We start from the raw sequence: 15,242 nt of genomic DNA, 5'->3' as shown, positions 1-15,242 counted from the left end.
CTTTAAAATCTTAACCTAAATAGTGACTCTTTTCTATTCTTTTTTGCACACAGATGGCCAATTACCCCTACAGCTATACCAAGTAATGCGCCGCCAACCACTTCTTCCGGCTGGTGACCTAACATTTCTTTAAGTTTTTTAGGAGAGTTTTGTTTAAATTCGACACTTTCTTCTTTATGAATTTTTTCAATTAAATCATTCATTGAGTTTACTTTTAAAGTTAGCTCGCCTGTTTGCCGACGGACACCTTGTGCATCGTACATGACAATTAATCCGTAAACAAGTGAAAGGGCAAAATCAAAGGTTGGCAGTCCTCTTTGTAAGGCAATATAGGTTGTAAGTGTCGAAACCCCGGCTGAATGGGAGCTGGGCATGCCGCCTGTACCAAAAAACAGCTCGGGACGCCATTCGTTCTTTTTAACATAATGAATAGGTATTTTCACTGCTTGGGCAAGACCAATGCTAAAAAGGGCTAAATAAACACCTTTGTTCATTTTTTATCACCTCACCCATTATTGTTAGAAAGCCCGAGTGGTATTATTCCTAATGGAAATACTACCTGTTATGGGAGGTGATTTATAAATGAGCAAAAAAGGTAATAACCGCGGTGTGAAAGCGCATGGGGTTAATCCACAGGGATATGGACAGGACGCGGAATTTGCGGAGGAACCGAAAAGTAAACTAGAAAATGCCGCAAAAAAAAAGAATACGAAATAAACCTTTTTGCAGCTAAACTGGCTGTCCCCTTGATGTGACAGCCAGCATTAGTATTAAGCTAAAGAGGTTCTAAGTAAAACTTTATTTCCATTGATGCAGTGGAAGCAATGAGTTTTGCTTGTTCTGTTGTCTCAGAAGAAGCAATGACATACGCATAACGATCGCCAAGCGAATAGGGTATTGTTAAGATTGCTCCATTTCTTGGCTTTACAAATACTTCTACTACCCCTTCAAAAGCAGAAGCAATATTTTCACCTGTCACTTTTAGTAATTTCCCTCTCGTATTAACTGTAAGAAACTTTGCATACACATGGGTTGTTTTTGTTTTTTCCAATGCTGGCACTTCTCCAAGGGAGAGTTTAATCGTTTCTTTTACTAAATTAATTCCTGTACCCTCTTGGATTATTCGATTCATTGCCCCACCGGACATTCGTGGATTAATTTCAATTAACTTCCACTCACCATCAATAAGCCGCATTTCTAAATGACATGTGCCATTTACTAATTCCAGTTGGCTAATGACACTTGTTACAGCAGCTTCTAATTTGTCATATTCGGTTTCTGTTAATGCAGCCGGGTAAATATATCCCGTTATTATAAACCGACCACCTTGTTGGATTTCTTGCTCAATAACCGCTACCATGGTTATTTCACCTTTAAATGCGATGACCTCAATCAAATATTGTGTTCCCTCTAAATATTCTTCCGCTAATAAGGATGTGTCAGGGTATTTTCTCCTTAAATAAGACAGACTATCTTTCAACTCAGAAATGGTTGAAGCTAACATGACATCCTTTGAACCATTTGATGTTGGACATTTTAAGACTAACGGCAATTCATCTAGAAAACCTAAGACACAGGTATGAATGGGCTGATTACTTTTGATAATGCTATAATGCGGTGTGACCGGGTTGGCTTTTAGCTGTTCACGAAATCGGGTTTTCTTCTCCATAATCGTTAAAGCATTGGTTGATAATGGAACAAGCCCTAGCCCAATGGCGATCCTCGCTGCTAATGAAACAAATGGATCAATAAAACTTATGACAGCAGCAATTTTCTTTTTGTCTTTTTCTATCCTCGAAAGAATGGATTGAATTTTTTCTTCGTCACTTAAATTTTCCTCATAAATCATCTCGTGAACTTCCGGGAATTCCTCTTTATGCTTTATGAATCCCTTCCTATTCGTTAAAAGAATTGTGTAATAACCCATTTTAGTGGAAGTAATAAGCGCTTCTCTGCTCGACCCAGATTTGTTACTTCCGATAAAGACTATTATTTCCATACCCATCATTCATCCCTATATTTATGGTCTTGCTACTATCCTATTAGGACGAAAACCAAGAGTTCTTGAAATTTAGCCTAATTAAAAAGGTTGTCTCAAATCGAGACAACCTTTTTCATCAGGAAATTATTGCTTCATCAACCGGCAGCAATCTCTGTACTCCTCGAAGTTCAATTTCCATCAATTTATTTAATGCTTTTTCTTTTTCAATTCTTAATCCTGCATCTTTTAATGCACAGCTAACGGGGACATCGCATTTAATTTCCGCTAGCATTCTAGAAAGGTGGAGCATGTCTAAATCCTGCTCAATTTTTGTTTTATTGGATTTTGATAACCGATCTAAGTTCGAGATGATGCCCTCAACATGGTCAAATTCCTGTAAAAGCTTAAGAGCAGTCTTTTCACCAATACCTTTCACCCCAGGATAATTATCACTTGGATCGCCCATTAGCGCTTTTAAATCGATCATTTGTCTTGGTGTGATCCCTTTTTCTTCAAAGAAGGTTTGCGGCGTGTGAACAAGGTAATTCCCATAGCCCTTTTTCAATAAAATAACTGATATATTATCATCAAGGAGCTGAAGAATATCTTGGTCCCCAGTTAAAATAGACACATGAGCGTAGTCCTTTGATTGCTTGGCAATCGTGCCAATACAGTCATCTGCTTCAAAGCCCGCCAATCCGATATTTGGAATATCAAAGGATGCGACAACTTCTTTTACTAAATCAAATTGGGGGATCAGCTCGACCGGTGCCTCACCGCGATTGCCTTTATAATCAGCAAATAATTCAGTGCGAAAGGTTTTACTTCCCATATCCCAACAAACAGCAAGGTGTGTTGGTTTAAATGAAGATACCGCTGTAAATAAATGTTTAACAAAACCATGAATCCCGTTGGTCGGAATTCCTTTTGAATTTATCATAAATTGTCCAGTAACTGCAGTAGCATAAAAGGCACGGAATAACAGGGCCATACCATCGACAAGCATTAGTGAAGGCTTTTGATTTTCCAATTCTTTAGTCCTCCTTATATTAAAAACAACACGAGTTACATTATAACATAAGATGAACTGAAATATTATTCGATTTTATTTTCCTCATAGGAGATCCAATCGCTAAAGCTGCCAACATATAGTTTTACTTTTTCAAAACCTGCCTCTTTTAAGGTGAGGAAATTTGGCACAGCAGTTACCCCTGAGCCGCAATACACGATAATTTGGCTGTCAGGATCAATATCTGAAAACCGATGTTTTTGTTCAACAACTGGTAAATATTTATTATCCCTTAGCCCGTTCATCCATGGCTTATTAATTGCACCTGGGATATGGCCGGCCTTTTTATCAATTGGTTCTTCCAAACCAAGATAACGCTTTTCTTCGCGGGAATCGATTAAGATCTTGGTTTGTTTTTCAACTGCTTCTTTTACTTCCTCAACGTCTGCCAGTAATTCAGACCTAAGCTTGACTTGGAAATTCGCTTTTTCAAATGTTGGGATATCACCTGTTACAGGATGATTCCCTTCCCGCCAACTTTTATATCCGCCGTCAAGCACATATACCTGTTGATGGCCAAGGTATTGAAGGAGCCACCAAAAACGAGCGGCATATGAACCTTCCCCGTTATCATAAGCGATGACGATTGTGTCGTTGCTTATACCCGCCTTTTCTAGTTTCACATCCAATTCATCTACAGCAGGCAATGGATGCCGCCCCCCATGATTACCAACTGAACCTGACAAATCATGTTCTAAATCAAAGAAAACCGCACCAGGAACATGATCGTTTAAATAGTCCTGTTTTCCTTTTTTGGGTTCTGCCAATGAAAATCGACAATCCGCAATTCTTACCTTATTTTGGTTTAAATTTTTCAATAACCATTCCTTGTCCCTAACATGATTCATGCAATAGTTCCCCCTCAGTTAGCTGATTCTTCTGTAAGTCTTTGTTTTATTTCAGTTAACAGTTCGATTGAAACTCCGCCTTCTAAAGCTGAAAGAAGACTTAAATAGAAATCATCGGCTTGCTCATTCATTTGACCTACTAAACGGTTGAAATCATTCTTCAATTCGCTATCATAATGTCGATTTAGACGTCTCGCTTCATGCTGTAAATAATCGTCCGCCAATAGTTGTAAAACGTTATAAAGTTCATCACTCATGAGTTTCTTTTCGTTTTTTTCAAAAAAGGATTTTGGGTTTTTAAAATACGACAAGGCCTTTACGAACAACTGACGATCTGCATCCTTAAAGCCAGTGGGAAAATCAATTTTCTCGCCATCGCCTTTTTCAAATGCTGAAAAGGAAAGGTCTTGGTTGATTTCTATTAGATTCCGGGTGAGAACGGATTGATAATCAGTAAGAATTCTTTCAATAAACCGATCTATTCTTACAGTTGTCGCCCTCATTTCTTGCGCAAAATCATAGCCGAGGCTTTCCAGAAAATCATCAATTGCCGTTTGAATCGCCTTTTTCAAGTTCCGTCCGTCGTCACGAAGTGTTGATGGGTTAAATGCCTCTTTAAAAAAGTCACCGAAACGATGAAATACTCTTTGCTTAATGTAAAAAATTAATTCTTCTGCTTCCATGTGTAAACGCTTCTGTAATGGCTCGACGGTTTGTTTTTCCACTAATGCCTTAATCATCGCCTTTTGCATTTCTAACTCGGATCGTTTTTGCGCTTTTACAGTGTTACTTTCTTTAGAACTTTGAATGAGCTTGCTAACCAGTTCATTTACCCGAGTCAACTCATTTTTTGCCGAGGAAATCGCCATTTCCGTTAAGTCATTGGAAATAAAATGATAAAACTTCTCTTCAAACCGGTTCATTCCTGAAGTAACATGAGTATTTGAATTCGTCTTTTCACTTAAGGCGAGCAGACTTGATAATGGATAGAGATGAGGATTTCTGATTCCATATTTCATTAACTGCTCCGCAACATATTCTGCTACCGTTTCCTGTTCTTCTTTATTTTCGGCGAGATCAATCGCATTAATAATGAAGAACATTTTATCCATTTGAAACGATTCCTTTACACGTCCCAACTGGATTAAAAATTCGCGGTCTGCTTTTGAAAAAGCATGATTGTAATAAGTAACAAAAAGGATTGCGTCTGAGTTTTTAATATAATCAAAGGCCACACCAGTGTGCCGGGCATTTATAGAATCAGCACCAGGGGTATCGACAAGAGTGATCCCTTTCCGAGTTAACTCACAATCAAAGTAAAGCTCAATCCATTCGACATAACAGGATTTTTCTTCTTTTGCGACAAATTCATGAAATTCGTTTAGATCTGTTTCCTTTACGGTTCCAAGTAATTCTGCAAAGGAGGTAAATCCTTTTTTAAATGCCTGCAAAAAAGCAAAATGAGTTTTCTCCAGCACTCCTTCTTGCCCTTTATCAAACAAGATTTGATCGATTATTTTTGCGGCTGCAACGAAATCACCGGCATGTAAGTCAAAAACCTTTAAGGACCGGTTCACCTCCTCAAGCATGGTGTCACGTTCTTTAAACTTCACCATTACGGTTCCATGCGGATGTTCAGCTGAAACAGGCTTAATTTTATTGATTGCAGCAGTCGTGGGATTTGGCGATACAGGCAATACCTTTTCCCCCATTAGGGCATTGGCAAAAGAGGATTTCCCGGCACTAAAGGCACCAAACAACGCAACCGTAAAACCCTTATTTTCCAATCTTTCTGCTTTATCGATTAATTCCTTTGCAAGTTTCTGAAAACCAGGAAGTGGTATAATTAGTTCTGATGCATGATAGAGGCGCTCAGTGGTATTCCTCAATCGGACTCCACCGTTACCGCTGTCATTTACCCGATTTTCAAGAACGAAGGGTCCTTCATTCGTCTTATCAACATTGTCTTTTTCCTGTTTAAAAGTGGAAGTTTCCCCAATAGAATTGACTACAACATATTCTTCCTCTTCTTGAACAAAAAGTCGGTACACATCTTCCTTTAGTTCTTCAGATTCAATAAGGAGATCATCGATCGTTTTTTCTCGTAAAAAAATGGCTTTTTCATGGTTTTTTAACACTTCAAATGCATTCACGTATCTTTCAATTTTGTTAAATTCTTTTTCGTACTGTTTTGTTACCTTAGCAGTTTGATTTTTTAAGGCTTCTAAAAAGCCTGCTTTAAAATCAGCTAATTGATTTCTGGCGATTCTTTTAATCTCAGTAGCGAGATCCTCTGTGTAATGGAGAACATAATCACCCGTCACACGTGCACCTGACTTTACTGTATTTATTAATAAGTCGTTAGGGATAGAAATCGAAAAAGATTGCGCTAAGGCTTGGAGCTCGGCCTGACTAAGTTCTGTTTCCTTTAAGGTTTGAAGCAAAAATTCACGTAGATGCCACTCAAGCTGTGATTTTGTTTTTTCTAAAAGATCATGATAAAAATTATCTAATCTCTTATTCTTCTCCTCTAAGGTTTTTTGCTTAGAAAACAGGAACCCTATTTTAAATTCGGGCTGACACGATTCCAAATAGCTTTCAGCTAATGCCCTTGTTTGAAACGGCATGAGATAAGCATTTTTCATGATTTGGGCTATATTCTGATCAAATTTCTTTTCCTTTTCACCAGTTCCTCCGCTAATTATGTTTAGATTGGATGTGAGTTCTTGATAGGAATTTGATAAATCTTGTTTTTCTTCCTCTGTTAATTCATTTATTATTTCAAGTATTGGTGCAAGCTCTTCTTCTTCCAGCTTATTTGCCACGCTTAGGTGATCTTGGGCAATTTTTCTTAATGAATGAAAGATCGATGGAACGAGCAGATGATCCTTAGCGGCCAATTTTTCAGCTATATATTCCTGAAGCTGTTGGAATTCATTAAAAGGATAATCTTTCTGCTTCAATGAAGTGTAAAAAATCCGTGCCGGTTTTACTCCCCATGAGGCAAACGAATCGACAACACTTTTTTGAAAGTCTAAAAAACTTAATTCCTCATCTTTGTGTTTATCGATTTGGTTAATGACTAAATATACTTCTTTTCCAGCCTCCGTTAATTCCTTTGTAAATAAAAAGTTCAACTCTGCTTGGACATGATTATAATCCATTACGTAAAATATTAAATCAGCTAGATGGATGGCCGATTCTGTTGCGATCCGGTGTGCATCGTCAGCAGAGTCGATCCCGGGTGTGTCCATTATGACCGTATTGACAGGCAAACTGGAGTCGCTATGGCTAATTTCCAATTCCTCGATTTTGTCTCCGTCTTTGCAATAATTTTTAACTAATTCATAGTCATACGGAGCTAAATAAAGCCTAGGCTTTTCATTTTTGAAAAAAACCTTAGCATAATCATCACCGGATTTAACTTTAACTAAGTTTGCACTAGTCGGAATCGGGCTCGAAGGCAGTAATTTTTCCCCGACAACTTGATTGATCATCGTTGATTTTCCTGCGGAAAAATGACCGCAGAACGCAATCAGGAATTCTCTATTTTCTACCTTTTTGGCAAGCTGTTTTACCTTTTCGGCCTGCTTTGGATCATGATGATCAATTAAATATTCATATATCGAAACGATCTTACGTTTTAAAGTTTGTATAGTTTCTTTCTGAGTAGCTGTTTGCACCATTTTTCATTATTCCCCTTAACAACTTAGTAATATTTTTTATTTTATACGATAATTCTAACTTTTCCTACCTTGACACTCCTTTTGACATAAACAATTTTTTAACAACAAAAAGGCCAAGGATTAGGACCTTGGCCAATTAAATAAACTTTTCCTTATTGGGTAACATTTTTTAAGACGTGCTTCATGACAAATGCATAAATAATAATCGTGCCGCCGGCAAAAGCAAAAGCCATATGTAACACCTTCCTTATCAGACTCTCACCTGAGAATGATTTTCATCGTTGAATTTATTCTAGCACGAATGATAATCATTTTCAATACTCCATGTGGAACTGTCACATTTATTTAACAATCCTTGGAATGAAGCGATTGCAATCTTGAAAGACACCTTCATACTTTGTTAATGCGCTAAGTGCTTTTTCTTCCTCAGGAATTCGAATCATCAGCATGATCACGTTTAATATTGTAAAAAGAAAAGCTGTATAATATGCATTAAACAGTAAGGGCACAACAAACAGTTCAATCGTTACCACAAAATAATTCGGATGCTTTAAAAAACGGTATGGCCCTTTTCTAACCACCTGGGCACCTGCTAAGACAAGAATTTTTGTATTCCAATACTTTCCGAGGGATGCGATTGCCCAAATTCTGATAAACTGGGCAAAACAAAATAAACAAAGTACGAATGGCCAAACTCGGGAAAGTCCCCGTTCCAACAAAACCTTCTCAACCATTAATACGACAAAAAACAGCACATGCATCATGACCATATACTTATAGTGCTTTTCACCAAACTCCACTGCTCCTTGCTGCTTCATCCATTTTTCATTTCCTTTTGCAACAAAAAGTTCGACCACACGTTGAAGGATGATAAAACTAATGAATAGTATAAAGGGAAAGAGGTCATCCATTTAATTCCACCTCAATAACAGTAATTCTGAGCTAAAACCTGGTCCAAGTGCGGTTCCGAGACCAATAGCATTTTTCGGGATGTCCATCTCCATATATCGTTTTAATACATAAAATATCGTTGCTGAGGACATATTTCCATATTGTTTTAAAACCTCCAATGATATTTCATTCATGGAAGAAGGAATATCTAATGCCTTCACATAGGCATCCAATACTTTTTTTCCGCCGGGATGGGCAATGAAACAATCTATTTGCTCGAGTTCAATTTTGTGTTCCGCTAAAAAATCCCTAACATTTGGTCTAAGCCAACCTTCGACAATTTGTGGGATATCCCTGGAAAAAACAACAAATAATCCTGTATTTCTCAATTCCCAGCCCATCACATCCAAGGAATCAGGCATAAGTGTCGATTGAGTCGCGATAATCGAAGGTGATGCAGCCTTCTTGCTTAACTCCTCTACATTAACATCATCACCGCAAACCAATGCACAGGCAATTCCATCGGCAAAAAGAGATGTTCCAATTAGATTGCTTTTGGAAAGGTCATTTTTCTGAAACGTTAAGCTGCAAAGCTCGACGGATAGAACGATGACTCTGGCCTTTGGAAACGCTAAACAATACTCAAATGCTCTTGATAATCCCGCCGCACCACCGGCACAGCCGAGTCCCCATACCGGCACCCGCTGTGTATGCGGGTTAAAAGGCAATTGATTCATAATTCGCGCTTCAATACTTGGGGTTGAGATGCCAGTTGACGAAATAAAAAAAATCGCGTCAATCTCTTCGTATGGAATATTTTCCTTAAGAAAGTTGTCATTATTTAAGCATTTCACAATAGCTTCTTTTCCAAGTTTCACAGCAGATTCAATATAGGCCCTGTTCTTCTCTTCAAATGAATGATTCTCTTTAAACCATTCAATATTTTTGACAAAATGTCTTTTTTCAATTTGCCCATTCTGAAAGGCTTTTAACAACCTTTCTATATCCTTAAATACATCAGCAAAAAGCTCTTTCGCAAACATAGATGCTTGGTCTTGGGGAATTTCAAATGGCGGAATAACCTCTGAAACAGAAAGAATGGCAGGCATCATCATTCTCCTTCCACATATGTAAGGGTATTTTTTCCAGAGATCTAGAGAATTATTCGAGGAATTGATCATGTATAGATGCAAAAAAAAAGCTTCCCTATTACTGGGAAGCAAACGTTTTGAAGGTTGTTGTTGTGCACTTAAATTATATCGCGGATTATGATTTCCTTCATTACATAATCATTTCCAATTTCATTATTACTTTTCAGATTGCTTTTGAACTTCAATCATTATTTTGTTACTTGCCAATAATCCGCAAACTTTGCAATATTCCACTTTATTATATAGAAGGCGACATTGTTCGCAATAGTATTTTTCCAAAAAGACCACTCACTTCCAAAGGAAATTAGGGAGTATATTTTTATCTTATTTTTGAAATTCCAGAGTGTGACTTTGTGATTGAACCATTATTCAATTACTTTTATCACAGGTAAGGTGTGATAGTTCACATTTTCTTCACATTTACTCCGGTTTATTTGTGATATAAATCACTGTTATATCAAGTTTTTACCATTAACATAGTAGATACCTAAGGAATGAACAATTTGTGAACTTTGAAATTTCGTATTTTACTTTTACGATTGTTTTGTATTATGAAAGAGAACTTATTTATTTAATCCAATTTTCTGAAGGGGGTCTTGAGGGATGGCGAAAGCGGAACTGAAAACAAAACAAAAAACAGTAGTAGAAGACAGATCTTCGCTCAAAGGGACATTAGCATCCGTTTTCTTATTGGGAGCGTTTATTATTGTCACCTGGGTAACCGTTTACTACCTATTTGTAGAACGTTTTTAATGATTGAAGGGGGAAAAAATTATGCATATGCATAAACTTGAAAAGATTTGGCTGACTTTCGGTATTAGCTGCCTTGTCATTTTTTTGACAGTCGTAGGTGTTAGCGCCTTCTATCTAGGCAACAAACCGCCGAGTTGTTTAACAACTATAAATCCTGAAAAAGTAGATCAAACAAAACCTTTTAACGAACCGGGTCTTCACAATGTTGACGGAAAAGAGTGGGATTATGAATTAGTTTATGTTGCATCCGCTTTCTCTTATAATCCGGCTAAAGTGGAAGTGCCGCTTGGGGCAAAAGTTAAAGTCATTGCCACCACAAAGGATGTCATTCATGGCTTCGAAGTGGCCGGGACGAATATTAATATGATGCTTGAACCTGGTTATGTCAGTGAATATACGACAACGTTTGACAAAGCAGGCGAATATTTAATTGTTTGTAATGAATACTGTGGTGCCGGGCACCATTTAATGAGTTCGATGATTGAGGTGGTAAAATAATGGTTAACAATGCAGCTGCAAAAGTAAAAGTTGACCCTCGTGATGCAAAGCTTTCCATGGCACACTTCTTTGTAGCCTTTTCAGCCCTTGCTTTGGGCGGATTAATGGGGCTCCTGCAAACCCTTGTCCGTTCCGGAAAATGGGAACTTCCTTGGGGAATTGATTATTATCAAATCTTAACTGTCCATGGTGTATTAATGGGACTTGTGTTAACAACCTTCTTTATTATGGGATTTCAATATGCTGCCGTGAGCAGAACTGCCGGCGAACATTCGAATGCCGCTAGGCTAACTGGCTGGATTGGCTTTTGGGTCATGTTAATCGGTACATTAATGGCAGCTACAATGGTTCTACTCAAAGAAGCATCTGTTCTTTATACATTTTATGCGCCGCTTAAAGCACACTGGATTTTTTACTTAGGCTTAACCTTTGTTGTTGTCGGCAGCTGGATTGACGGTGCAGCACAAATCATGACGTATGCAAGATGGCGTAAGAACAATCCGGGAAAACCAAGCCCATTATTAAGCTTTATGGCTGTTATTAATACGGTTCTTTGGATTGTCGCTACATTGGGTGTGGCTGCAACTGTTTTATTCCAATTACTTCCATGGTCACTTGGATTAGTTGACACAGTAGATGTACTAGTCAGCCGTACATTGTTCTGGTATTTTGGTCACCCATTAGTGTATTTCTGGCTACTGCCAGCGTATATGTGTTGGTATGCTATTATTCCAAAAATTATTGGCGGAAAAATATTCTCAGATTCATTAGCACGTTTGTCCTTTATTTTATTCCTGCTCTTCTCTATTCCGGTTGGTTTCCACCACCAATTAACAGAGCCAGGAATTGATCCAGCTTGGAAGTTTTTCCAGGTAATCCTTACGTTCATGGTCATTATTCCATCGCTAATGACTGCTTTCTCTTTATTCGCAACATTTGAAAGATATGGACGCTCCAAGGGGGCCACAGGTCTTTTTGGCTGGTTTAAAGTACTTCCATGGGGTGATGCCCGTTTTACAGTTCCTTTTATCGGTATGGCTAGTTTTATCCCTGCCGGTGCCGGTGGGATTATCAATGCTTCTAACCAAATGGACCAAGTTGTCCATAACACTATTTGGATTACAGGCCACTTCCATTTAACTGCAGCAACATCTGTTGTTCTAACGTTTTTTGGAATTTCTTATTGGTTAGTACCACACTTAACAGGACGTAAATTAACAAAAGCGATGAATAAATTAGGGATCATCCAGGCATGGGTTTGGTTCATCGGCATGGCTTTCATGTCTGGTGCAATGCATATTCAAGGTCTGCTTGGAGGTCCAAGACGTTCTGCCTTCTCTACTTACGGCGGTGCAAAGCAAGCAGCTGAGTGGATTCCATATCAAATCGCTCAGGCAGTTGGAGGATCGATATTATTCCTTGGAATAATTTTAGTGCTGATCATCTTCGTTAACCTTGCTTTCTTTGCGCCAAAAGGGGAAGAAGAATTCCCAGTTGCTGAAGCTGAGAATCTCGAAGAAAAAGCACCAATGGTATTCGAAAACTGGAAATTATGGCTAGGTATTACAGCGGCTCTTATTCTTTTCGCTTACACGATACCGTTTATCGATATCATCCAAAATGCCCCTCCAGGCTCAAAAGGATTCCAAACCTGGAGTAAATGGTAACAAGAAAAGCGGAAGCCCCGTTTATTGAACAATTCTCAAAGTCAATATGTTTTAAGTTTGAAAGGCTTTAATCCTAGATTGAAGCCTTTTTACTATATATCTTCCTATTGCTTTTTTTAGAACGATTAATAAACAGAACCGATAAAAGAATCACAATTGATCCGATTGCTTGAATGAATCCAAAACCTTCCTTATAAAGAAAAACACTTAATATAGTAGCAATTACTGGCTCTACGGTGGCAATGATAGATGCTTTACTTCCTTCTACTTTTTCAAGTCCTTTCGTGTACAATAAATAAGCAATTACCGTAGGAAACAACCCTAGACCGATTCCATATAAGAGCACATCACCACTCACAAGCCGGCTCCATTTATCCCAAAGACGTGTCACAGGCAGTAATGTGATCGATGCGATAAAAAAGGTATACAATGTAACCGTAAAAGTAGAATATTTCCTTAATGCAAACTTACCAAATATAGTGTAGAGGGCATATCCAAATCCTGCACCAAGACCTGTCAGGATCCCAATGGGCCGAATGGATGCCGCCGCATTTAGATTGACACCTGCAACTAACACGCACCCTACAATTGTTGCTATAACGGCTAGTATTTTAGTTTGATCCATTTTTTCTTTTAACAATAAATAGGATAAAATTGTAACAAATGCCGGTGCTGTATATAATAAAATTACTGCAAGTGATAAATTCATTTGATTAATAGCAGTAAAATAGCACCAGTTAAATAAAACAATGCTGCAAATACCAGTTCCAATAAATAGTTTGATATCAAAGATTTTGATTTTCATTTGTGCCGGGTATTTTATACCCCCAATTATTCCAAGCAATATCTCCGCTGTGACAACCCGAATTGTAACGATTTCCATCGGGGTAAAACCTACCTCTGTAAGTTTCCTTACAAAGATTGCAATAATCCCCCATAATGATGCACTGAGTGCAATAAATAGAATAGGGATGGCCTTCTTCAATTTAACTGATAAACCTTTCCAAATTTCTCATATAGATAATCTATTAAATATTTTGCATTTAGGCCTTCACCTGTAACATCTTGTAAGATTTCAAGCGGCTTTTTCATTTTTCCATATTGATGGATATTTGTCGTTAGCCATTCTTTAATCGGAAGTAAATTTCCGTCCTCAACGAAATGATTAAAGTTTGGAAAATCTTCGAGCATTTTATGCTTGAATTGCGCTGCATACATATACCCTAAGGCATAAGATGGGAAATAACCGAAGCTTCCTCCAGCCCAATGGACATCCTGTAGAACACCTTCTCCATCATTTTCAGGACGAATCCCTAAGTATTCTTCATACTTGTCATTCCAAATCTTTGGCAGGTCCTTCACTTCGATTTCATCGTTGAATAACCCTTTTTCTATTTCATAGCGAATAATCACATGGAGTGGGTAGGTTAATTCGTCTGCTTCAATTCTAATGAACGAAGGCTTAGACTCATTAATAGCTCGATAGAATTCTTCTATTCCAACATGATCAAACTGACCATTTGCATATTCTTTCAGTAGTTCGTAGTTATCATTCCAAAATGAAAAACTTCTTCCTAGAATATTCTCATAGAATAGCGACTGCGATTCATGAATTCCGGTTGAAGTTCCGGAGCAAAGCGGTGTACCAATCAGATCTTTTGAAACATTTTGTTCGTATAAAGCATGACCGCCTTCGTGAATCGTCCCAAAAACAGCGGTACGGAAATCGTTTTCATCATACTTTGTTGTCACACGGACATCACCGGGATTCAATCCGATTGCAAAGGGGTGAACGGTTTCATCTAGTCTTCCAGCAGTAAAGTTATACCCCATTTTATCAAGGATTTTCAAACTGAATTCGCGCTGATTTTCCTTTGGGAATTTTTCGAATAGGAAGTCTGTTTGGGGCTTGTGTGTAGACTCCGAAATCTGTTTGACCAACGGGACAATTTTTTCTCTTAGCTCCCCAAAGACTTGATCCAACACTTCCATCGTCATCCCAGGTTCGTACATATCTAATAATACATCATACTTTTTTTCCTCATGACCCCAATAGCTGATGAACCGTTTTGTCATCGCCACCAGCTTTTCTAGGTATGGACTAAACAATGCAAAGTCAGCCTTTTCTTTGGCTTCCTCCCAAACACTTTCAGCCCTTGATTGGAGTATGACAAACTCTTTGTATTCCTCAGCTGGGATTTTCTTGTTTCGTTCATATTCCTTTTTACATTCTTCAAGGATTTTAGTGGTCCTTTCGGACAGCGGCTGTTTTGTTAAATTTGCTATGTATGCTGCCATCTCCTCGGAAGTGGACATTTTAAAGACTTCGGAAGATAACATGCCGATCACTTCTGACCGCTGCTCCAACGCCTGCTTTGGAGCGCCTGTTCGAAGATCCCAATAAATTAATCCCAGTGCTTCATTGTAAGCAGACATTTTCTTTACATAATCTAAAAATTCCTTTTCAAATTGAGTACCATTCATCGAAATCCCCCTTTTTAACTAACAGGTAAATTTTATCACACTTTTCTGAAAAAATGGTTATTGGACGATTTAAATTGAGATAAAAAAACAACAGAAAAGGATTTCTGTTGTAAAATATTTATAGGGAAAAGAGGATGCTTCCTGGAAAATAAAATATTCGTCGTAAAATGGTTAGAGAGGGTTAAGTGACTTCGTATTAAGCAAATACACTTGT

General features: G+C 38.0%; 13 protein-coding genes. 4 read left to right on the top strand and 9 right to left on the bottom strand.

All coding sequences use genetic code 11. The features are described 5' to 3' along the window. Window positions 1-2: 2 nt before the first annotated feature. Window positions 3-494 carry a divergent PAP2 family protein gene (locus ACIQXV_RS05560; RefSeq protein WP_402956787.1) on the bottom strand — a complete coding sequence of 164 codons (492 nt, stop codon included), beginning with the start codon at window positions 492-494 and terminating at the stop codon, window positions 3-5. 88 nt (window positions 495-582) lie between these two features. Between ACIQXV_RS05560 and sspL the strand changes: the two genes are divergently transcribed. Then, a complete protein-coding gene (sspL, locus tag ACIQXV_RS05555) occupies window positions 583-717 on the top strand; it encodes a small, acid-soluble spore protein L (RefSeq protein WP_402956785.1) in 135 nt (44 codons plus the stop codon). A gap of 58 nt (window positions 718-775) precedes the next feature. Here the strand turns inward: sspL and ACIQXV_RS05550 are convergent, their stop codons facing one another. The 6 genes from ACIQXV_RS05550 to ACIQXV_RS05525 form a co-directional block, all read right to left on the bottom strand. Beyond that, window positions 776-1,999, bottom strand: coding sequence for an ATP-grasp domain-containing protein (locus tag ACIQXV_RS05550; protein ID WP_402956783.1), 1,224 nt, complete (start codon window positions 1,997-1,999; stop codon window positions 776-778). 118 nt (window positions 2,000-2,117) lie between these two features. Beyond that, the gene (locus tag ACIQXV_RS05545) at window positions 2,118-2,987 is read right to left on the bottom strand and encodes a 5'-3' exonuclease (protein WP_402957143.1); all 870 of its coding nucleotides are present in this window, start codon (window positions 2,985-2,987) and stop codon (window positions 2,118-2,120) included. Window positions 2,988-3,076: 89 nt separating this feature from the next. Then, window positions 3,077-3,898, bottom strand: a complete 822-nt coding sequence (locus tag ACIQXV_RS05540; RefSeq protein ID WP_402956781.1) for a sulfurtransferase — start codon at window positions 3,896-3,898, stop codon at window positions 3,077-3,079. A gap of 14 nt (window positions 3,899-3,912) precedes the next feature. Beyond that, window positions 3,913-7,584 (bottom strand): dynamin family protein, encoded by a 3,672-nt coding sequence (locus tag ACIQXV_RS05535; protein ID WP_402956779.1) that lies wholly within the window; start codon window positions 7,582-7,584, stop codon window positions 3,913-3,915. A gap of 341 nt (window positions 7,585-7,925) precedes the next feature. Continuing rightward, window positions 7,926-8,495: an isoprenylcysteine carboxyl methyltransferase family protein gene (locus ACIQXV_RS05530; RefSeq protein ID WP_402956777.1), complete on the bottom strand. Its 570-nt coding sequence runs from the start codon at window positions 8,493-8,495 to the stop codon at window positions 7,926-7,928. Further along, window positions 8,496-9,584 carry a type III polyketide synthase gene (locus ACIQXV_RS05525; RefSeq protein WP_402957142.1) on the bottom strand — a complete coding sequence of 363 codons (1,089 nt, stop codon included), beginning with the start codon at window positions 9,582-9,584 and terminating at the stop codon, window positions 8,496-8,498. It abuts the gene before it with no gap. A gap of 645 nt (window positions 9,585-10,229) precedes the next feature. On the opposite strand from ACIQXV_RS05525, the gene ACIQXV_RS05520 reads away from it, so the two are divergent. The 3 genes from ACIQXV_RS05520 to ACIQXV_RS05510 are packed head-to-tail and all read left to right on the top strand — an operon-like array spanning window position 10,230 to window position 12,544. Continuing rightward, window positions 10,230-10,379, top strand: coding sequence for a cytochrome c oxidase subunit 2A (locus tag ACIQXV_RS05520; RefSeq protein WP_402956775.1), 150 nt, complete (start codon window positions 10,230-10,232; stop codon window positions 10,377-10,379). Between the two features lie 21 nt (window positions 10,380-10,400). Beyond that, window positions 10,401-10,877 (top strand): cytochrome c oxidase subunit II, encoded by a 477-nt coding sequence (locus tag ACIQXV_RS05515; protein ID WP_402956773.1) that lies wholly within the window; start codon window positions 10,401-10,403, stop codon window positions 10,875-10,877. Continuing rightward, the gene (locus ACIQXV_RS05510; RefSeq protein WP_402956771.1) at window positions 10,877-12,544 is read left to right on the top strand and encodes a b(o/a)3-type cytochrome-c oxidase subunit 1; all 1,668 of its coding nucleotides are present in this window, start codon (window positions 10,877-10,879) and stop codon (window positions 12,542-12,544) included. The genes ACIQXV_RS05515 and ACIQXV_RS05510 overlap by 1 nt, the downstream gene beginning before the upstream one ends. Before the next feature lie 73 nt (window positions 12,545-12,617). Here the strand turns inward: ACIQXV_RS05510 and ACIQXV_RS05505 are convergent, their stop codons facing one another. After that, window positions 12,618-13,529 (bottom strand): DMT family transporter, encoded by a 912-nt coding sequence (locus ACIQXV_RS05505; protein ID WP_402956770.1) that lies wholly within the window; start codon window positions 13,527-13,529, stop codon window positions 12,618-12,620. Next, window positions 13,526-15,028, bottom strand: coding sequence for a carboxypeptidase M32 (locus ACIQXV_RS05500; protein WP_402956768.1), 1,503 nt, complete (start codon window positions 15,026-15,028; stop codon window positions 13,526-13,528). The genes ACIQXV_RS05505 and ACIQXV_RS05500 overlap by 4 nt, the downstream gene beginning before the upstream one ends. Window positions 15,029-15,242: the final 214 nt, after the last annotated feature.

Source organism: Neobacillus sp. NPDC097160 (genome assembly GCF_044762155.1).
GTDB lineage: Bacteria > Bacillota > Bacilli > Bacillales > Cytobacillaceae > Neobacillus.
Note: the sequence above shows the minus strand (reverse complement) of the source record. Positions and strands in the feature narration are given on the sequence as shown.

Bases quoted from the DNA above. Each gene is read 5' to 3' on its own strand.
- ACIQXV_RS05560 (WP_402956787.1), bottom strand. From the start codon at position 494: ATGAACAAAGGTGTTTATTTAGCCCTTTTTAGCATTGGTCTTGCCCAA.
- sspL (WP_402956785.1), top strand. From the start codon at position 583: ATGAGCAAAAAAGGTAATAACCGCGGTGTGAAAGCGCATGGGGTTAAT.
- ACIQXV_RS05550 (WP_402956783.1), bottom strand. From the start codon at position 1,999: ATGGAAATAATAGTCTTTATCGGAAGTAACAAATCTGGGTCGAGCAGA.
- ACIQXV_RS05545 (WP_402957143.1), bottom strand. From the start codon at position 2,987: ATGCTTGTCGATGGTATGGCCCTGTTATTCCGTGCCTTTTATGCTACT.
- ACIQXV_RS05540 (WP_402956781.1), bottom strand. From the start codon at position 3,898: ATGAATCATGTTAGGGACAAGGAATGGTTATTGAAAAATTTAAACCAA.
- ACIQXV_RS05535 (WP_402956779.1), bottom strand. From the start codon at position 7,584: ATGGTGCAAACAGCTACTCAGAAAGAAACTATACAAACTTTAAAACGT.
- ACIQXV_RS05530 (WP_402956777.1), bottom strand. From the start codon at position 8,495: ATGGATGACCTCTTTCCCTTTATACTATTCATTAGTTTTATCATCCTT.
- ACIQXV_RS05525 (WP_402957142.1), bottom strand. From the start codon at position 9,584: ATGCCTGCCATTCTTTCTGTTTCAGAGGTTATTCCGCCATTTGAAATT.
- ACIQXV_RS05520 (WP_402956775.1), top strand. From the start codon at position 10,230: ATGGCGAAAGCGGAACTGAAAACAAAACAAAAAACAGTAGTAGAAGAC.
- ACIQXV_RS05515 (WP_402956773.1), top strand. From the start codon at position 10,401: ATGCATATGCATAAACTTGAAAAGATTTGGCTGACTTTCGGTATTAGC.
- ACIQXV_RS05510 (WP_402956771.1), top strand. From the start codon at position 10,877: ATGGTTAACAATGCAGCTGCAAAAGTAAAAGTTGACCCTCGTGATGCA.
- ACIQXV_RS05500 (WP_402956768.1), bottom strand. From the start codon at position 15,028: ATGAATGGTACTCAATTTGAAAAGGAATTTTTAGATTATGTAAAGAAA.